The sequence below is a fragment of the Mesorhizobium sp. BR1-1-3 genome, assembly GCF_020165455.1.
Taxonomy (GTDB): domain Bacteria; phylum Pseudomonadota; class Alphaproteobacteria; order Rhizobiales; family Rhizobiaceae; genus Mesorhizobium; species Mesorhizobium ciceri.
Window position 1 is genome coordinate 18,545 of the sequence record NZ_JAIUIC010000013.1, and the last position, 15,203, is coordinate 33,747.

The 15,203-nt window shown below is 62.6% G+C and carries 14 protein-coding genes; 12 read left to right on the forward strand and 2 right to left on the reverse strand.

What is annotated here, in order from left to right; genetic code table 11:
• The first annotated feature begins 2 nt into the window (after nucleotides 1-2).
• The 5 genes from LB559_RS25280 to LB559_RS25300 all read left to right on the forward strand — a co-directional run bounded on the left by LB559_RS25280 (nucleotide 3) and on the right by LB559_RS25300 (nucleotide 4,820).
• Complete coding sequence (locus LB559_RS25280; protein WP_224675239.1) at nucleotides 3-1,100, forward strand: ABC transporter ATP-binding protein; 1,098 nt, start codon at nucleotides 3-5, stop codon at nucleotides 1,098-1,100.
• Nucleotides 1,101-1,153: 53 nt separating this feature from the next.
• Nucleotides 1,154-1,900 carry a sugar phosphate isomerase/epimerase family protein gene (locus LB559_RS25285; RefSeq protein WP_064995552.1) on the forward strand — a complete coding sequence of 249 codons (747 nt, stop codon included), beginning with the start codon at nucleotides 1,154-1,156 and terminating at the stop codon, nucleotides 1,898-1,900.
• Nucleotides 1,901-1,911: 11 nt separating this feature from the next.
• Nucleotides 1,912-3,054, forward strand: a complete 1,143-nt coding sequence (locus tag LB559_RS25290; RefSeq protein ID WP_224675240.1) for a Gfo/Idh/MocA family protein — start codon at nucleotides 1,912-1,914, stop codon at nucleotides 3,052-3,054.
• Between the two features lie 120 nt (nucleotides 3,055-3,174).
• Nucleotides 3,175-4,221 (forward strand): L-glyceraldehyde 3-phosphate reductase, encoded by a 1,047-nt coding sequence (mgrA, locus tag LB559_RS25295; protein ID WP_013529545.1) that lies wholly within the window; start codon nucleotides 3,175-3,177, stop codon nucleotides 4,219-4,221.
• 194 nt (nucleotides 4,222-4,415) lie between these two features.
• Nucleotides 4,416-4,820, forward strand: coding sequence for a Fur family transcriptional regulator (locus LB559_RS25300; RefSeq protein WP_013529546.1), 405 nt, complete (start codon nucleotides 4,416-4,418; stop codon nucleotides 4,818-4,820).
• A 152-nt stretch (nucleotides 4,821-4,972) separates the two neighbouring features.
• On the opposite strand, the gene polA is transcribed toward LB559_RS25300, so the two are convergent.
• Entirely contained in the window at nucleotides 4,973-7,924 is a 2,952-nt protein-coding gene (polA, locus tag LB559_RS25305) for a DNA polymerase I (RefSeq protein WP_224675315.1), read from the reverse strand.
• Between the two features lie 416 nt (nucleotides 7,925-8,340).
• Here polA and LB559_RS25310 point away from each other — a divergent pair, with 416 nt between their 5' ends.
• From LB559_RS25310 to LB559_RS25340, 7 genes are all read left to right on the forward strand, one after another.
• Nucleotides 8,341-9,726, forward strand: a complete 1,386-nt coding sequence (locus LB559_RS25310) for a M20/M25/M40 family metallo-hydrolase (protein ID WP_013529548.1) — start codon at nucleotides 8,341-8,343, stop codon at nucleotides 9,724-9,726.
• Between the two features lie 125 nt (nucleotides 9,727-9,851).
• Complete coding sequence (locus tag LB559_RS25315) at nucleotides 9,852-10,472, forward strand: ribonuclease D (RefSeq protein WP_013529549.1); 621 nt, start codon at nucleotides 9,852-9,854, stop codon at nucleotides 10,470-10,472.
• A gap of 100 nt (nucleotides 10,473-10,572) precedes the next feature.
• Entirely contained in the window at nucleotides 10,573-10,776 is a 204-nt protein-coding gene (locus LB559_RS25320) for a hypothetical protein (protein WP_224675241.1), read from the forward strand.
• A gap of 108 nt (nucleotides 10,777-10,884) precedes the next feature.
• Complete coding sequence (locus LB559_RS25325) at nucleotides 10,885-11,139, forward strand: GlsB/YeaQ/YmgE family stress response membrane protein (RefSeq protein WP_013529551.1); 255 nt, start codon at nucleotides 10,885-10,887, stop codon at nucleotides 11,137-11,139.
• Between the two features lie 25 nt (nucleotides 11,140-11,164).
• Nucleotides 11,165-11,311, forward strand: a complete 147-nt coding sequence (locus LB559_RS25330) for a hypothetical protein (protein ID WP_013529552.1) — start codon at nucleotides 11,165-11,167, stop codon at nucleotides 11,309-11,311.
• An 18-nt stretch (nucleotides 11,312-11,329) separates the two neighbouring features.
• Complete coding sequence (locus LB559_RS25335; RefSeq protein ID WP_224675242.1) at nucleotides 11,330-12,244, forward strand: hypothetical protein; 915 nt, start codon at nucleotides 11,330-11,332, stop codon at nucleotides 12,242-12,244.
• 169 nt (nucleotides 12,245-12,413) lie between these two features.
• Nucleotides 12,414-14,675 (forward strand): transglycosylase domain-containing protein, encoded by a 2,262-nt coding sequence (locus tag LB559_RS25340; protein ID WP_224675243.1) that lies wholly within the window; start codon nucleotides 12,414-12,416, stop codon nucleotides 14,673-14,675.
• A gap of 9 nt (nucleotides 14,676-14,684) precedes the next feature.
• Here LB559_RS25340 and LB559_RS25345 read toward each other — a convergent pair whose 3' ends face one another.
• Nucleotides 14,685-15,050, reverse strand: a complete 366-nt coding sequence (locus LB559_RS25345; protein WP_224675244.1) for a nuclear transport factor 2 family protein — start codon at nucleotides 15,048-15,050, stop codon at nucleotides 14,685-14,687.
• Nucleotides 15,051-15,203 lie beyond the last annotated feature (153 nt).

The window sequence follows — 15,203 nt, forward strand, 5'->3', positions numbered from 1 at the left end:
CGATGACGGCAGCCAACGATACCAGCGTTTCGATCCAGGACCTGTCGCTGAATTTCGGCGCGGTGACCGTCCTGGAGACGCTCAATCTGGATGTCGCCGATGGCGAGTTCATCGTGCTGCTCGGGCCGTCCGGCTGCGGCAAGTCGACCTTGCTCAATTGCATTGCCGGCCTGCTCGACGTTTCCGAAGGCCGCATCTTCATCAAGGGCAAGAACGTCACCTGGGAAGAGCCCAAGGACCGCGGCATCGGCATGGTGTTCCAGTCCTATGCGCTCTATCCGCAAATGACGGTGGAGAAGAACCTTTCGTTCGGGCTGCGTGTCGCCGGCACGCCAAAAGAAGAGATCGCCAAGCGGATCACGCGGGCGGCTGAAATCCTGCAGATCGAACCGCTGCTGCAGCGTAAGCCGGCCGCACTTTCCGGCGGCCAGCGCCAGCGCGTCGCCATCGGACGGGCGCTGGTGCGCGATGTCGACGTGTTCCTGTTCGACGAGCCGCTGTCCAATCTCGATGCCAAGCTGCGCGCCGAACTGCGCGTCGAGATCAAGCTGCTGCATCGCAAGCTGCAGAACACCATGATCTACGTCACCCACGACCAGATCGAGGCGATGACGCTGGCCGACCGCATCGCGGTGATGAAGGGCGGCGTCATCCAGCAGCTCGATGCGCCGCAGACCATCTACAACCGTCCGGTCAACCGTTTCGTCGCCGGCTTTCTCGGTTCGCCCGCAATGAACTTCGTCGATGGCCACCTGGAAGACGCCGACGGCGGCTGGCGGTTCGCGGCCGGGGATATCAAGATCCCGCTCGGCACTTACGACTTTGCCAAGCCTCCGGCTCCCGGCCCCGTCACATTCGGTATCAGGCCCGAGCATGTCAGCCTGAACAGCGGCACCGGCTGGCCGTTCTCGATAGCCGCCAATGTCGAGGTGGTCGAACCCATGGGCTCCGACACGCTGGTCTGGCTGAAGCTTGCCCAGCAGAATTTCAGCGTCCGAGTGACCTCGGAACGCACGCCCAAGAACGACGAGGCGGTGACGCTTGGCTTCGATCCGATGCGCGCCTCGCTTTTCGACACCGCAACCGGCACACGCATCTAGCTTCCGAGAACCAACCTTCCAACGACGATCCCCAAGCAAAACGGACAGAGACGATGAATTGGTCATTCCAACTTTACAGCGCCCGCAATTTCCAACCCTGGGACGGTGTGCTCGCCATGCTCGGCAAGCTCGGCTACGCCCAGGTCGAAGGTTTCGGCGGCGTCTATGATGATCCCAAGGCATTCCGCGCCGAGCTCGACAAGAACGGGCTTGCCATGCCGACTGGACATTTCTCGATCGATGCGCTCGAGAACGATTTTGACGGCGTGCGCAAAACCGCCGACGCACTCGGTATCACGCTGCTCATCTGTCCTTTCCTGATGCCCGACCAGCGGCCATCCGACGTGGCCGGCTGGCGTGGTTTCGGCGAACGCCTGGCCAAGGTCGGTGACGCCGCGAAAAAGGCCGGCTACGGCTTTGCCTGGCACAATCATGATTTCGAGTTCAAGAAACTTGCCGACGGATCGGTGCCGCAGGACCACATCCTGTCATCCGCGCCCGATGTCAGCTGGGAGATGGACGTTGCCTGGGTGGTGCGCGGCGGCGATGATCCGCTGCCGTGGATCGAGAAACACGGCAAGCGCATCAGCGCCGTCCACGTCAAGGACATGGCCAAGCCCGGCGAGGGGCTGGATGAGGATGGCTGGTCGGATGTCGGCCATGGCACCATCGACTGGGCCGGCCTGATTAAGGTGTTGCGTGCCAGGAGTGCTGCCCAATACTACGTCATGGAACAGGACAACCCCAACGACATCGAGCGTTTCGCCCGCCGCTCCATCGCAGCCGCCAAAACCTATTAGGAGCAATCAGCATGGCAAAGAAACTTGGCATCGGCGTGATCGGCTGCGGCAACATCTCGAAGGCGTATTTTTCGCTGGCGCCGCTGTTTCGCGGCATTGAAATGCGTGCCTGCGCCGACATCAACATGGAGGCGGCCAAGGCGCGGGCGAAGGAGTTCAAGCTGCGCGCCGAAACCGTCGAAGACCTGCTCAAGGCCGACGACATCGACATCATCGTCAACCTGACCATCCCGGCGGTGCACTATGAGGTGTCAAAGCAGATCCTCGACGCCGGCAAGCACGTCTATTCGGAAAAGCCGTTCGTGCTGTCGGTCAAAGAAGGGCTCGACCTTAAGAAGCGGGCGGAGAAAAAGGGTCTGCGCATCGGCTCGGCGCCAGACACTTTCCTCGGCGGCGCGCACCAGCTGATACGCAACCTGATCGACACCGGCAAGCTTGGCAAGGTCACGAGCGGTACCTGCCATGTCATGGGCCACGGCATGGAGCACTGGCACCCCAATCCGGATTTCTTCTTCCAGCCAGGCGCGGGGCCGGTGCTCGACATCGGACCATATTACATCACCAATCTGATCCAGCTGATCGGGCCGGTGAAGCAGGTCGCGGCCTTCGCGACGACGCCGGCCAAGGAGCGCACGATCAGTTCAAAGCCGCGCGCGGGTGAAAAGATACCGGTCAACACGCCGACAACCATCCACGGGCTGCTGGAGTTCGAGAACGGCGCCGTTATCACGCTCAACACCAGCTGGGACGTCTGGGCCCACGGCCACGCGCCGATGGAGCTTTATGGCGAGGCGGGTACGGTGTTTGTGCCGGACCCGAACTTCTTCGGTGGTGACGTTCGCTTCACCGTCGCGGCCAAACCGGTCAAGAAGCTGCCGAACTGGCCGCATCCGTTCGGCGTGCCCAACGAGATGCATTCGCAAGGCATGATGGCCAACTACCGCACGTCAGGCCTTGCCGATATGGCGGTGGCGATCGCGGAAGGTCGGCCGCACCGCTGTTCGATGGAGCTGGCGCTGCACGCCGTCGACGTGATGACCGGCCTGCTGCGTTCCGGCGAAACCGGCAAGTTCGTCGCCATGCAGACCACCTGCGAACGGCCGGCCGCACTTGGCGTCAAGGAAGCCAAGGAGCTTTTGGCGAAGAAGAAATAGGGCAGCACACCTCAACCCTCTCCCCGTTTCGACGGAGAGAGGGTAAGGGTGGGGGCAGAGCCAACTCGCCGCGTTGTGACGATGCAGCCGACCGGCTCGTTTCCATTCGAGGATTTTCCGATGCCCTACACGCCCGCCGAAAACCGTTACGAGAAAATGGTCTACAACCGCTGTGGCCGCTCCGGCCTGAAGCTGCCGGCGATCTCGCTGGGCCTGTGGCACAATTTCGGCAACGACACGCCGCACAAGACCAAGCAGGCGATCGCGCGCAAGGCCTTCGACCTCGGCATCACGCATTTCGACCTCGCCAACAATTACGGTCCGCCGCCCGGTTCTGCCGAAACCGCCTTCGGTGAGATCCTGCGCACCGACTTCGCTGCCTACCGCGACGAACTGATCATCTCGACCAAGGCCGGCTACCAGATGTGGGCCGGGCCCTACGGCGAATGGGGTGGGCGCAAATACATTCTGGCCAGCCTCGACCAGAGCCTCAAGCGGATGGGGCTCGACTATGTCGATATCTTCTATTCGCACCGTTTCGATCCCGACACGCCGCTGGAAGAAACGATGGGTGCGCTCGACCATGCCGTGCGCTCGGGCAAGGCGCTCTATGCCGGCATCTCGTCCTACAATTCGCAGCGCACGCGCGAGGCGGCCGATATCTTGAAGCAGCTTGGCACGCCTTGCGTCATCCACCAGCCGAGCTATTCGATGCTGAACCGCTGGGTGGAGGAAGACGGCTTGCTCGACACGCTCGAAGGGCTCGGCGTCGGCTCCATCGTGTTCTCGCCGCTGGCGCAAGGCATGCTGACGGACAAGTATCTCGGCGGCATTCCGGACGGCAGCCGTGCGTCGCAGGGCAAGTCGCTGAAGACAGCCTTCATCAACGACAAGACCATCGCCAACATCAAGGCGCTCGACGCCATCGCCGGCAGGCGCGGACAGACGCTGGCGCAGATGGCGCTGGCCTGGGTGCTGCGCAAGGGGAGGGTGACCTCGGCACTGATCGGCGCCAGCCGGCCGGAGCAGGTCGAGGACTGCGTCGGCGCGCTCAAGGCGCTCGACTTCAGCGATGCCGAACTCGCCGAGATCGACACCTACGCGCGCGAATCCGACATCAATCTGTGGGCGGCTTCTGCCGAGCGCAAAGGCCCGCCGAGGAAATAGGTCCGCTCGATAAGCCGGCAAAGCGAAAAACGGCGGGCAACCTGCCTGTTGCCCCGCTCCGATCGATGTTCTCGGCCGCCTTGCGGGCAGAATGCTGGAAACAGTAGCAAAAATGCCTGTTCGTCGCTATCTGGGTGGGACATGGATCGTTTGTGCGCGGCGCAAGCGACGCAAGGCGAGTTGGAAACAGGATCATGGCGGCAAGGGATGTGCTGACGAAAAACCAGCTGTGCGTGCTCGAGAAACTCGAGACCGCCAGCGGACCGCTCAGTGCCTACACCTTGCTCGACCAATTGCGCGAGCGCGGTTTTCGCGCACCGCTTCAGGTCTATCGCGCGCTCGACACGCTGGTGAAGTCAGGTTTCGTGCATCGGCTTGAAAGCATCAATTCCTTCGTCGCCTGCGCCGAGCCGCATGACCACAGCCATTCGATGACTGCCTTCGCCATTTGCGACACATGCGGGCAGGTCACCGAGATGTCCGACCACGATGTCGGCCACAGCTTGGACGAATGGGTGCGCTCCACCGGCTTCGCCGCCAAGAAGGCGGTGATCGAGTTTCGCGGGACATGTGCCAAGTGTTTGGCTGAGGCGGCTTGAGGTGAGTTGAGATTCAGATGATGCCGGCCTGCAAATGGCGGCTTCCTGCCGCTTCCGGTGCTCACGTACGAAAAGTACGCTCCGCTCCGGTTCTCGGAATCCACCATTTTCGGCTCGGCCTGATCTGAATCTCAACACACCTTGCGTTGGTGCTAATGCGCCTCGTCCCAGTTGTTGGCGGCTCGCGCGTCGACATGCAGCGGCACCGACATCGAGACCGCCGGCATCGCCGCGTTTTCCATGACATGACGCACGACCGGGATCGTCGCCTCGACTTCCGCCTCGACGGTCTCGAAGATCAGTTCGTCATGCACCTGCAGCAGCATGCGTGCCGAAAGGCCTGCTTTTTCCAGCGCCTCCTCCATGCGGATCATGGCACGGCGGATGATGTCGGCGGCGGTGCCTTGCAGGCGGGCATTGATCGAGGCGCGTTCGTTGAAGGCGCGGAGCGAGGGGTTGGACGATCTTATGTCGGGGTAATGGATGCGGCGGCCGAAGATCGTTTCGACAAAGCCGTGCTCGCGGGCATAGGCCTTGGTCTCCTCGATGTAATCGCGGATGCCGGGGAAGCGCTCGAAATATTTCTTGATGTAGTTGCCGGCCTCCTCGCGCGGGATCGACAGCTGGTTGGCGAGACCGAAGGCCGAAATGCCGTAGATGATGCCGAAATTGATCGCCTTGGCGCGGCGGCGAACCTCCGACGGCATGCCTTCGACCGGCACGTTGAACATCTCCGACGCGGTGATGGCGTGGATGTCGGCGCCGTCGGCGAAAGCCTGCCGCAGTTGCGGGATTTCGGCGACATGGGCGAGCACCCGCAATTCGATCTGGCTGTAGTCGGCCGAGACCAGCCGATGGCTCTTGTCGGTGATGAAGGCGGTCCTGATCTTGCGGCCCTCGGCGGTGCGCACCGGGATGTTCTGCAGGTTCGGATCGGAGGATGACAGCCGGCCCGTCGTCGTCGCGGCCAATGCGTAGGAGGTGTGGACGCGCTTGGTGTCGGGATGGATGAAGCCGGGCAGCGCATCGGTATAGGTCGATTTCAGCTTGGTCAGCTGGCGCCAGTCGACGATCTTGCGCGGCAGTTCGTGACCTTCGGCGGCGAGATCTTCGAGAAGCTGCGCCGACGTCGACCACTGGCCGGTCTTGGTCTTGGAACCGCCGGGCAGGCCCATGCGCCCGAACAGGATGTCGCCGAGCTGCTTTGGCGAACCGATGTTGATGCGTTCGCCGATGAGCTGGTAGATTTCCTCTTCGAGGCGAGCGGCGCCCTGCGCCAATTCGCCGGAGAGCCGCGACAGGATCTGCCTGTCGACCGAGATGCCGCGCTGTTCCATGCGCGCCAGCACCGGCACCAGCGGCCGCTCCAGCCGCTCATAGACAGACACCAGGCCCTTGGCGGCAAGCCGCGGTTTCAGCACCAGCCAGAGCCGCAGCGTGACATCGGCGTCTTCGGCGGCATGAGCCGTCGCCTTGTCGATGTCGACCTGATCGAAACCGACCGAGCTTTTGCCCGAGCCGGTCACGTCCTTGAGCTGAAGAGGAGTATGACCGAGCCACTTTTCGGCAAGCGCATCCATGCCGTGACCATGGGGCGTACCGGCATCGAGCACGTAGGAGATCAGCATGGTGTCGTCGAACGGTGCGACATCGATGCCGTAGCGGCTCATGATGACAAGATCGTATTTCAGGTTCTGCGCGATCTTGAGAACCGATCTGTCTTCGAGCAGCGGTTTCAGCACCGTCAGCGCCTCGCGCAGCGGAATCTGGTTTTCGAGCGCGCCACCACCGAGCAGGTCGCCATTGCCGCTCATGTGGGCGAAGGGAATGTAGGCGGCGCGTCCGGGAGCCGTGGCGATGGCCATGCCGATCAGTTCCGCCTGCATCGGATCGGCGGATGTCGCCCTGACGTCGAAGGCGGCGATGCCAGCCTCCCGTGCCTCGGCGACCCAGGCTTTCAGGGTCGAGATATCGCGGATGCAGTGATAGGCTGAAATGTCGATCTTGCCGGTGGCCGCGCGCTCCAGCCTTAGTGCCGCGAGCAGGGAGGGGGTATCGCCTTGTTTTGACGTCTCCGCCGTCCCGCCGGCTTCGTCCGGTTCAGTGCCAGGCGCGTTCCGGGCAACCGGCGGCAACCCGGCCCCAACATCCGGGCCATGAGCATGATCGGCGCGTTCGACGGTGACCGCGACGGCCTGGACGTCGCCGGCCTCGGTGCTGGTCGCTTCCGCGACACGGCGGGTCAGCGAGGTGAATTCCATGGTCTTGAGGAAACCGATCAGCTTCGGGCCGTCGGGCGCGTGCAGGACGAAATCCTCCAGACCCTCGGTCACCGGTACGTCGTTCATCAGCGTCACCAGCTGACGAGAAATGCGCGCCTTGTCGGCGTTGGCGATGATCGATTCCCGGCGCTTGTCCTGTTTGATCTCGCCGGCCCGGGCCAGCAGCGTGTCTAGGTCACCGAACTGTTCGAGCAGTTGCGCCGCCGTCTTCGGCCCGATGCCGGGCACACCAGGCACATTGTCGACCGAATCGCCGGTCAGCGCCTGCAGGTCGACCATCTTCTCCGGCGGCACGCCCCATTTCTCGATGACCTCCGGAATGCCGATCTGGCGGTCCTTCATCGGGTCGTACATGGCGACCGTATCGCCAACCAGTTGCATCAAATCCTTATCGGAGGAGATGATGGTGGTATCGCCGCCGGCTTCGCAGGCGAGCCTCGCATAGGTGGCGATCAGATCGTCAGCCTCGTAGCCTTCGATCTCGACGCAGGGCAGGTTGAACGCCCTGGTCGCCTGGCGGATCAGGCCGAATTGCGGGATCAAATCTTCCGGCGGTGCCGAGCGGTTGGCCTTGTATTCGGGGTAGAGCTCGTTGCGGAAGGTTTTTGACGAATAGTCGAAAATGACGGCGAAATGCGTCGGCACGATGCCTACATCGGTATTGCGGGCGTCGAGCATCAGCTTCCACAGCATGTTGCAGAAGCCGGAAACGGCGCCGACCGGCAGGCCGTCGGATTTGCGGGTCAGCGGCGGCAGCGCGTGATAGGCACGGAAGATGTAGCCGGAGCCGTCGACAAGGAAGAGATGATCGCCTTTTTTCATGCCGGCAGGGATAGCGCGGCGCGGCGGCTTGGTCCATGCCAAAGGCAGCCTCGACTATCGGTTCCGGCAACACCCTGACAGATCGCCGTCACCCTGCTCACGGCCATGTTACAAAACTGTAATTTTCGTGCCCTTGAATCGCCACGTTCAGAGACCCAAATACACGTCATCGGCAGTTTTCGCCGAGTCCGGAGCAAGGCCCGTCCCCCGCCTATCCCGGACACCTGCGGCAGCCTATCCCCCCTCTCCGGGCTGCCGCATCGTTTCGAGTAGAAGGCCGCCGTGGTTCCCCCTCCACCACGGCGGTCTTTTTTTGCCTCGCAGAGACGTTTGCAGCCCGTGGTCCAATGATCGCGGGCTTTTCGTTTTCCCGTCATGCCTTTACGGTTCCGGTTCTGAATCGAAAGGCTTCACATATGTCCGCAGTTTCCCCCGTCCTCGACCGTCTCGACAAGAATCTCGACCAGAGCCTCGAGCGCCTGTTCGGCTTGCTCAGGATCAAGTCCATCTCCACCGATCCAGCCTATGCCGCCGACTGCCGCAAGGCGGCGGAATGGCTGGTGGCCGAACTCGAGCTGATCGGCTTCGACGCCAGCGTTCGCGACACGCCCGGCCACCCGATGGTGGTTGCGCACCATGACGGCCCGGCCGGTTCGCCGCATGTGCTGTTTTACGGCCATTATGACGTTCAGCCGGTCGACCCGATCGAATTGTGGGAAAGCGATCCGTTCGCGCCTGCTGTCAAGGAGGTCGGGCCGGACCACAAGGTGATCGTCGGTCGGGGGTCGGCCGACGACAAGGGCCAGTTGATGACCTTCGTCGAGGCTTGCCGCGCCTGGAAACAGGTGCATGGCAATCTGCCTTGCCGCATCACCATCCTGTTCGAGGGCGAGGAGGAATCCGGTTCGCCTTCGCTGAAGCCGTTCCTCGAGGCCAATGCCGGCGAACTCAAGGCCGATTTCGCGCTGGTCTGCGATACCGGCATGTGGGATCGCGACACGCCGTCGATCTGCGTCGGATTGCGCGGGCTGGTGGGTGAGGAGATCACGGTGAAGGCCGCCGACCGCGACCTGCATTCGGGCCTCTATGGTGGTGCCGCCGCCAACCCGATCCGCATCCTGGCCAGGGTGCTGGCCGATATCCACGACAAGGACGGCCACATCACCATTCCCGGCTTCTATGATGGCGTCGAGGAAACGCCGTCGCAGATCCTGAAATCATGGGAGACGCTCGGCGAGACTGCCGAGACGTTCCTGGGACCGGTCGGCCTGTCGATCCCGTCGGGCGAAAAGGGCCGCTCCGTGCTGGAATTGACCTGGGCGCGGCCGACGGCCGAGTTCAACGGCATCATCGGCGGCTATACCGGCAAGGGCTTCAAGACGGTGATCGCGGCCGAAGCCTCGGCGAAGGTCTCGTTTCGCCTCGTCCACAAGCAGGACCCGAAAAAAATCCGGGCCGCGTTCCAGAAGTTCGTCAAGGAGCGCATTCCGGCCGACTGTTCCGTCGAATTCCATCCGCATGGCGGCTCGCCGGCAATCCAGCTTTCCTACGACTCGCCCTTCCTGGCCAAGGCCAAGAATGCGCTGTCCGACGAATGGCCGAAGCCGGCGGTTACGACGGGCAGCGGCGGCTCCATTCCGGTTGTCGGCGATTTCCAGACCTATCTCGGCATGGAATCGCTGCTGGTCGGGTTCGGCCTCGACGACGACCGCATCCACTCGCCCAACGAGAAATACGAGCTCAGCTCCTTCCACAAGGGCCAGCGCTCCTGGGCGCGGATTCTCGATGCCTTGACGCGCTGAGCAGCGGCACCCCCTGTTTTCCTGTTGATTTTTCAGCCGATCGCGGCGAGGACGGGCCACAAGATAAAGCGCTGCAGCATCCCCTGCGGGTCAGGGGACACTATAGGGCTCGACCGGAGAAGATAATGGCCGATATCCGTTTCCATAAAAACGACCTGCCCGACCTCTCGCACTACAATGTCGGGGCAGTGGCCATCGACACCGAAACGCTCGGGCTCAATCCGCATCGCGACCGGCTGTGCGTGGTGCAGATTTCGCCTGGCGACGGCAGCGCCGACGTCATCCAGATCGCGCCCGGCCAGAAGAAGGCGCCGAACCTCGTCAGCCTGCTGAGGAACCGCGGCGTAACCAAGCTGTTCCACTACGGCCGCTTCGATCTTGCCGTTCTCTACAATGCGTTCGGCGTCATGCCGGAGCCGGTGTTCTGCACCAAGATCGCCTCGCGGCTGACCCGCACCTATACCGACCGCCACGGGCTCAAGGACATCTGCTTCGAGCTTCTCGGCGTCGGGCTGTCCAAGGCGCAGCAATCGTCGGACTGGGCGGCCGAGACGCTGTCGCCCGAACAGCTCGAATATGCGGCTTCCGACGTGCTCTATCTGCACCGGTTGCGCGATGTACTGGCCGGACGGCTGGCGCGCGATGGGCGGACCAAGGAGGCCGATGCCTGCTTCCGCTTCCTGCCGACGCGTGCCAAGCTTGACCTGATGGGCTGGGACGAAGAGGATATCTTCGCCCATAGCTGAGGGCCGTTGGCGCGCTCCGCGGGCCGGTGACCGTTTGGAACCCGATACAGGCCGTCGCGTTCTGTCGGCTCAGTTTGTCGGTGCAATTGGGGATAATGACATGGCGGACAGAAAGCCGATTGCGACCGCGCCGACAGACGGCTTCAAGGTCTCCGTGACCTGGAAGGACAGCGACGGCGTCATCAACGAATCCATCGCGCAATATCGCGACGACGGCTGGTGGGTCTATATCGACAGTCACACGCAAAAGAAGGTCGAGCCGACCAGCTGGCGCCCTGCCGCAAGCGACGACGACGATCAATAAGCGCGCCGCTGGTGAGGCCGGCTGCTTTCGAATAGCCTAAGCTGTTGATGTCGAGGCCGATTCGGGCTTTCCGGTCCGCGGTCGCCCTCTTGCTCGGAGGAAATCGCTATGGGTGTCGAAAGCCTGCTCGTCTTCATCATCATCGGTGCCATCGCCGGCTGGCTCGCCGGTCTCATCGTTTCCGGCTTCGGCTTCGGCCTGATCGGCAACATCATCGTGGGCATCGTCGGTGCGTTCATCGCCGGCTGGCTGTTTCCGCGGATCGGCTTTTCCATCGGCGGCGGCACTCTCGCCGCGATCATCCATGCCACGATCGGCGCCATCATCCTGCTGGTGCTGGTCAAGGTTCTGAAACGAGCCTGAGGCTCGACAACGCAAAGAGCGCGCCATGAAACAGAATACGCTCTATCTCGTCATCGGCGCGCTCGTCGTCGTGGTCATCGCGCTCGGCATCTATGTCTATCGCGAGCAGACCAAACCCAAGGGCGTCGAGCTCAAGATCGACGACAAGGGCATTTCGATCCAGCAGAACTAAGCCATGCGGGGGCGCGACATGGTTGCTTCTGACGCCCCGGAAGACGTCGATCAGCCTGGAATCACCGTGGCGGAGTGGGAGAGGCTGAACCGGCCGCCAAGGCGCGAGGCGCTGCTGCGCTATCGTTGGCGGGTGTTTCGCTTTCTGAGGACATCCGCGCCGGTCAGCGAATTGCAGGGGCAAGAGCAGGTATTCCGCGATGCGGTCGTCGCCACCGTGGCCTTCAACCGGCCCGAAATGATCGAATGGCAGATCCACCTGGTACGCCGATACCTGGCCGAGCACGAAAGCTACATCGTTTTCGACAACAGCAACAAGGGCGAGGCAAGGGAAGCAATCCGCGATCTCTGCCGTCGCCAGCATGTCCCTTATGTCGCATTGCCGAAGAACAGACTGGTCGTCAGCAGATCGCACGGTCAAGCGCTCAACTGGATCGTGCGGAATTTCTTGCCCAGGTTCGGGCCGAAGCTGTTCGGCTTCATCGATCATGACATCTTTCCGACTGAACCGTTTTCGATCCGCGCCCGGATGGAGGGCAAAAGCCTCTACGGCAGCGTGCGGCGCGATACGCCGACGCCAGGCGGCTGGTTCCTGTGGCCCGGCTTCTGTTTTTTCGACGGAAGCCTGTTGCGGCGACGACTGGATTTCGCCCCGAGCTACAAGTTTCATATGGATTCCGGCGGCGGCAACTGGCCTGTGCTCTACAGGTCGATCGATCCGGCGCTGATTCGATTCGCTGAAAACAAATCGCTTCGCTTCGGCGCCGGACATGATCAATCCGAGGATTTTTTCATGATGGTCGATGGCTGGCTGCACGTCACGAACGCCTCGAACTGGAGGCGACAGCCGGTTGACAGGGGCGAACACATTGTCGCGCTGTTGCGGCAAGCCGGCGGTCCCGACCAGCCGGATGTGAAGTTCGAGCCCATCTGAACGAGACAGCGAACAGCGTGGCGTCAGTAACCTGCAAAGAGCAGACGCTGGCCTTTTTGGCTGCCCAACCCCAAGGACGGCATTCGAACACGACTTAACCCGCCCTTAAATCGCCGCATCTACTCTTCAACCCGAACGCCATAGGCATCGGGGACATCAAGCACAGCGCATGGCGAACCGCAGAGACAGTCGCATCGAACCCAGTTTCGAGGGGCCGCCGCAGGCGCGGTCCTCGGCGGGTCTTTCGGTGAACGAGGAGGATCGCGTCGTGCCGAGCAATCGCAAAGCCTCCGCAAAACGCAAGCCGGCCAAAGGGAAATCGTCGCGGGTCAAGCGCGGCAGAAGCCGGCGCGGCCTGTTCGGCGTGCTCGGCCGGCTATTCTACTGGTGCTTCGTGCTCGCCATCTGGGGCGGCATCGCCGTGGCCGGCATCGTCATCTACTACGGCGCCAAGATGCCGGCGGCGACGACCTGGTCGATTCCCGACCGCGCCCCCAACATCAAGATCGTCTCGGCAGATGGCCAATTGCTCGCCAATCGAGGCATGAGCGGCGGCGAGGCCGTCGGCCTGCACGAAATGTCGCCCTATATCCCGGAAGCCGTCATCGCCATCGAAGATCGGCGCTTCTACTCGCATTTCGGCATCGACCCGATCGGGCTTTCCCGCGCCATGGTCACCAATGTGCTTGGCGGGCATTTCTCGCAGGGTGGCTCGACGTTGACCCAGCAATTGGCCAAGAACCTGTTCCTGACACCCGACCGCACGCTGGAGCGCAAGGTGCAGGAAGTGCTGCTGGCGCTATGGCTGGAGCACAAGCACACCAAGGACCAGATCCTCGAAATGTACCTGAACCGGGTCTATTTCGGCTCTGGCGCCTATGGCGTCGAAGCCGCCTCGCGCCGCTATTTCGGCAAGAGTGCGCGCGACGTCACCCTGTCGGAAGCCGCATTGCTTGCCGGCCTGCTGAAGGCGCCGTCGCGGCTGTCCCCGGCACGCGATCCGAAGGCCGCCGAGGAACGCTCGCAGCTGGTGCTTGCCGCCATGCGCGACGAGGGCAAGATCAGCGCCAAGGAACTGACCTCGGCGATGAGCGCGCCGGCAACGCGTGCGCCTTCCTATTGGACCGGCTCGGAGAATTACGTCGCCGATACCATCATGGAGGAACTGCCCGACCTGATCGGCGACGTACGCGGCGATATCGTCATCGACAGCACCGTCGACCTGAACCTGCAGAAGCTCGCCGAGCAATCGATCCGCAGGCTGATCGACGACAGCGGCAAGAAACTCAACGTCAGCCAGGGCGCCCTGGTGTCGATCGACGATTCCGGTGCGGTGCGCGCCATGGTCGGCGGCTACGACTATTCGACCAGCCAGTTCGACCGTGCTTCGGAGGCACGTCGCCAGCCGGGCTCGGCATTCAAGCCGTTCGTTTATATGGCCGCTCTTGAAGCCGGCCGCACGCCCGACAGCATCCGCAACGATGCGCCGATCAAGATCGGCAACTGGACGCCCGACAATTACGGCGGCAAGTATTTCGGCAAGGTGACGCTGGCCACCGCGCTGGCCAAGTCTCTGAATTCGGTGGCAGCGCAGCTGACCATGGAGGTTGGGCCGAACGCCGTTGTCGAGGCGGCGCACCGCATGGGCATCCAGTCCGACCTGACAGCCAACACCTCGATCGCGCTCGGCACTTCGGAAGTGACGCCGCTGGAGCTGACGTCGGCCTATGTCCCCTTTGCCAATGGCGGCTACAAGCCCGACATCCATTTCATCCGGCGCGTGACGACCACCGAGGGCAAGGTGCTTTACGACAGCGGCGGCGGCAGCGCGCCGCGCGTCGTCAAGCCTGAGATCGTCGGCATGATGAACTCGATGATGACGGGCACGGTTGAGATCGGCACTGCCCGGAAAGCGGCTTTCGCCTGGCCATCGGCCGGCAAGACCGGCACCAGTCAGAATTCGCGCGACGCCTGGTTCGTCGGCTACACCGCCAACCTCACCACCGGTGTGTGGTTCGGCAATGATGATGGCAGCCCGATGAAGAAGGTCACCGGCGGTGCACTGCCGGCGCAGGCCTGGCACGAGTTCATGGTTGCGGCCCACGAGGGTGTGCCGGTGCGGCCGCTGCCCGGCACCTGGAAATCGACGCCGGCCGACACAATCGTCCCCGACGAGATACCCTCGGCGAACAACACGGCGCCGGTTCCGTCCACGTCGGTCGGCCAGCAGGCACCAGCGCGGCCAGCAGCGCCGGTTGCCCAAGCGCCGGTCCGCGCGGCTCGTCCCGCCCAAACCGTCGATGCCGATGGCCTTTCCATGCCGGAGGATGACGGCGCCACCGCGTCGATCAAGCACCCGGTGCCGCCAGGCGACGTCGGCGGTCCGCGCAAGAAGCGGCAGACCTCGATCCTCGACCTCCTTGGCGGCTGAGTAGACCCGCTAATTCGCCTTTGGTTTGGCGCTGCCCAGCTTCTTGCTGTCAAAGGTCAGTTTGTCGCTGTGAATCTTGCCGTCGCTGATGGTGAGGTGCTTGGCGCAGGAAAGCGCGCCGGACGACTTTGTCATCAAGTCATACATAAGCAGCGCCTGGTGATCGTCTCCGAAGGCCGCGATCATGCGCACACCGGTCACATCCTGTGAAAGTTTGGTCAAGCCCTCGAGGTAGGGGGCCTTGCCAGTCGACTGTTGCATCGGCCCATCAAAAACGACGTCGTCGGCGACATAGGATGCTGCCTTTTCGAGGTCGTGTCCTGTCCACGCTTTGGTGAAGGCGGTGGCGATGTCGAGGGGTGCTGTCTGTGTCATGGCTTTGTCCTGATAGATTGATTCAGAACCCCGCGCCCTTTCCGCATTCAAGGACCAACGGCGAGCCGGCTTCCCGGTTCCTCCTTTGAGGTGAATGGTGACATTTCGGCCTCTCGCCACCTCGGCGGCGTTCGGCTACATCTGCCGGCTGGA

Excerpts from the sequence above, each read along its gene's own strand:
- LB559_RS25320 (WP_224675241.1), top strand. The coding sequence starts at position 10,573 with ATGGCGGACAGAAAGCCGATTGCGACCGCGCCGACAGACGGCTTCAAG.
- LB559_RS25330 (WP_013529552.1), top strand. The coding sequence starts at position 11,165 with ATGAAACAGAATACGCTCTATCTCGTCATCGGCGCGCTCGTCGTCGTG.
- LB559_RS25335 (WP_224675242.1), top strand. The coding sequence starts at position 11,330 with ATGGTTGCTTCTGACGCCCCGGAAGACGTCGATCAGCCTGGAATCACC.
- polA (WP_224675315.1), bottom strand. The coding sequence starts at position 7,924 with ATGAAAAAAGGCGATCATCTCTTCCTTGTCGACGGCTCCGGCTACATC.
- LB559_RS25315 (WP_013529549.1), top strand. The coding sequence starts at position 9,852 with ATGGCCGATATCCGTTTCCATAAAAACGACCTGCCCGACCTCTCGCAC.
- LB559_RS25280 (WP_224675239.1), top strand. The coding sequence starts at position 3 with ATGACGGCAGCCAACGATACCAGCGTTTCGATCCAGGACCTGTCGCTG.
- LB559_RS25285 (WP_064995552.1), top strand. The coding sequence starts at position 1,154 with ATGAATTGGTCATTCCAACTTTACAGCGCCCGCAATTTCCAACCCTGG.
- LB559_RS25325 (WP_013529551.1), top strand. The coding sequence starts at position 10,885 with ATGGGTGTCGAAAGCCTGCTCGTCTTCATCATCATCGGTGCCATCGCC.
- LB559_RS25340 (WP_224675243.1), top strand. The coding sequence starts at position 12,414 with ATGGCGAACCGCAGAGACAGTCGCATCGAACCCAGTTTCGAGGGGCCG.
- mgrA (WP_013529545.1), top strand. The coding sequence starts at position 3,175 with ATGCCCTACACGCCCGCCGAAAACCGTTACGAGAAAATGGTCTACAAC.
- LB559_RS25345 (WP_224675244.1), bottom strand. The coding sequence starts at position 15,050 with ATGACACAGACAGCACCCCTCGACATCGCCACCGCCTTCACCAAAGCG.
- LB559_RS25300 (WP_013529546.1), top strand. The coding sequence starts at position 4,416 with ATGGCGGCAAGGGATGTGCTGACGAAAAACCAGCTGTGCGTGCTCGAG.
- LB559_RS25290 (WP_224675240.1), top strand. The coding sequence starts at position 1,912 with ATGGCAAAGAAACTTGGCATCGGCGTGATCGGCTGCGGCAACATCTCG.
- LB559_RS25310 (WP_013529548.1), top strand. The coding sequence starts at position 8,341 with ATGTCCGCAGTTTCCCCCGTCCTCGACCGTCTCGACAAGAATCTCGAC.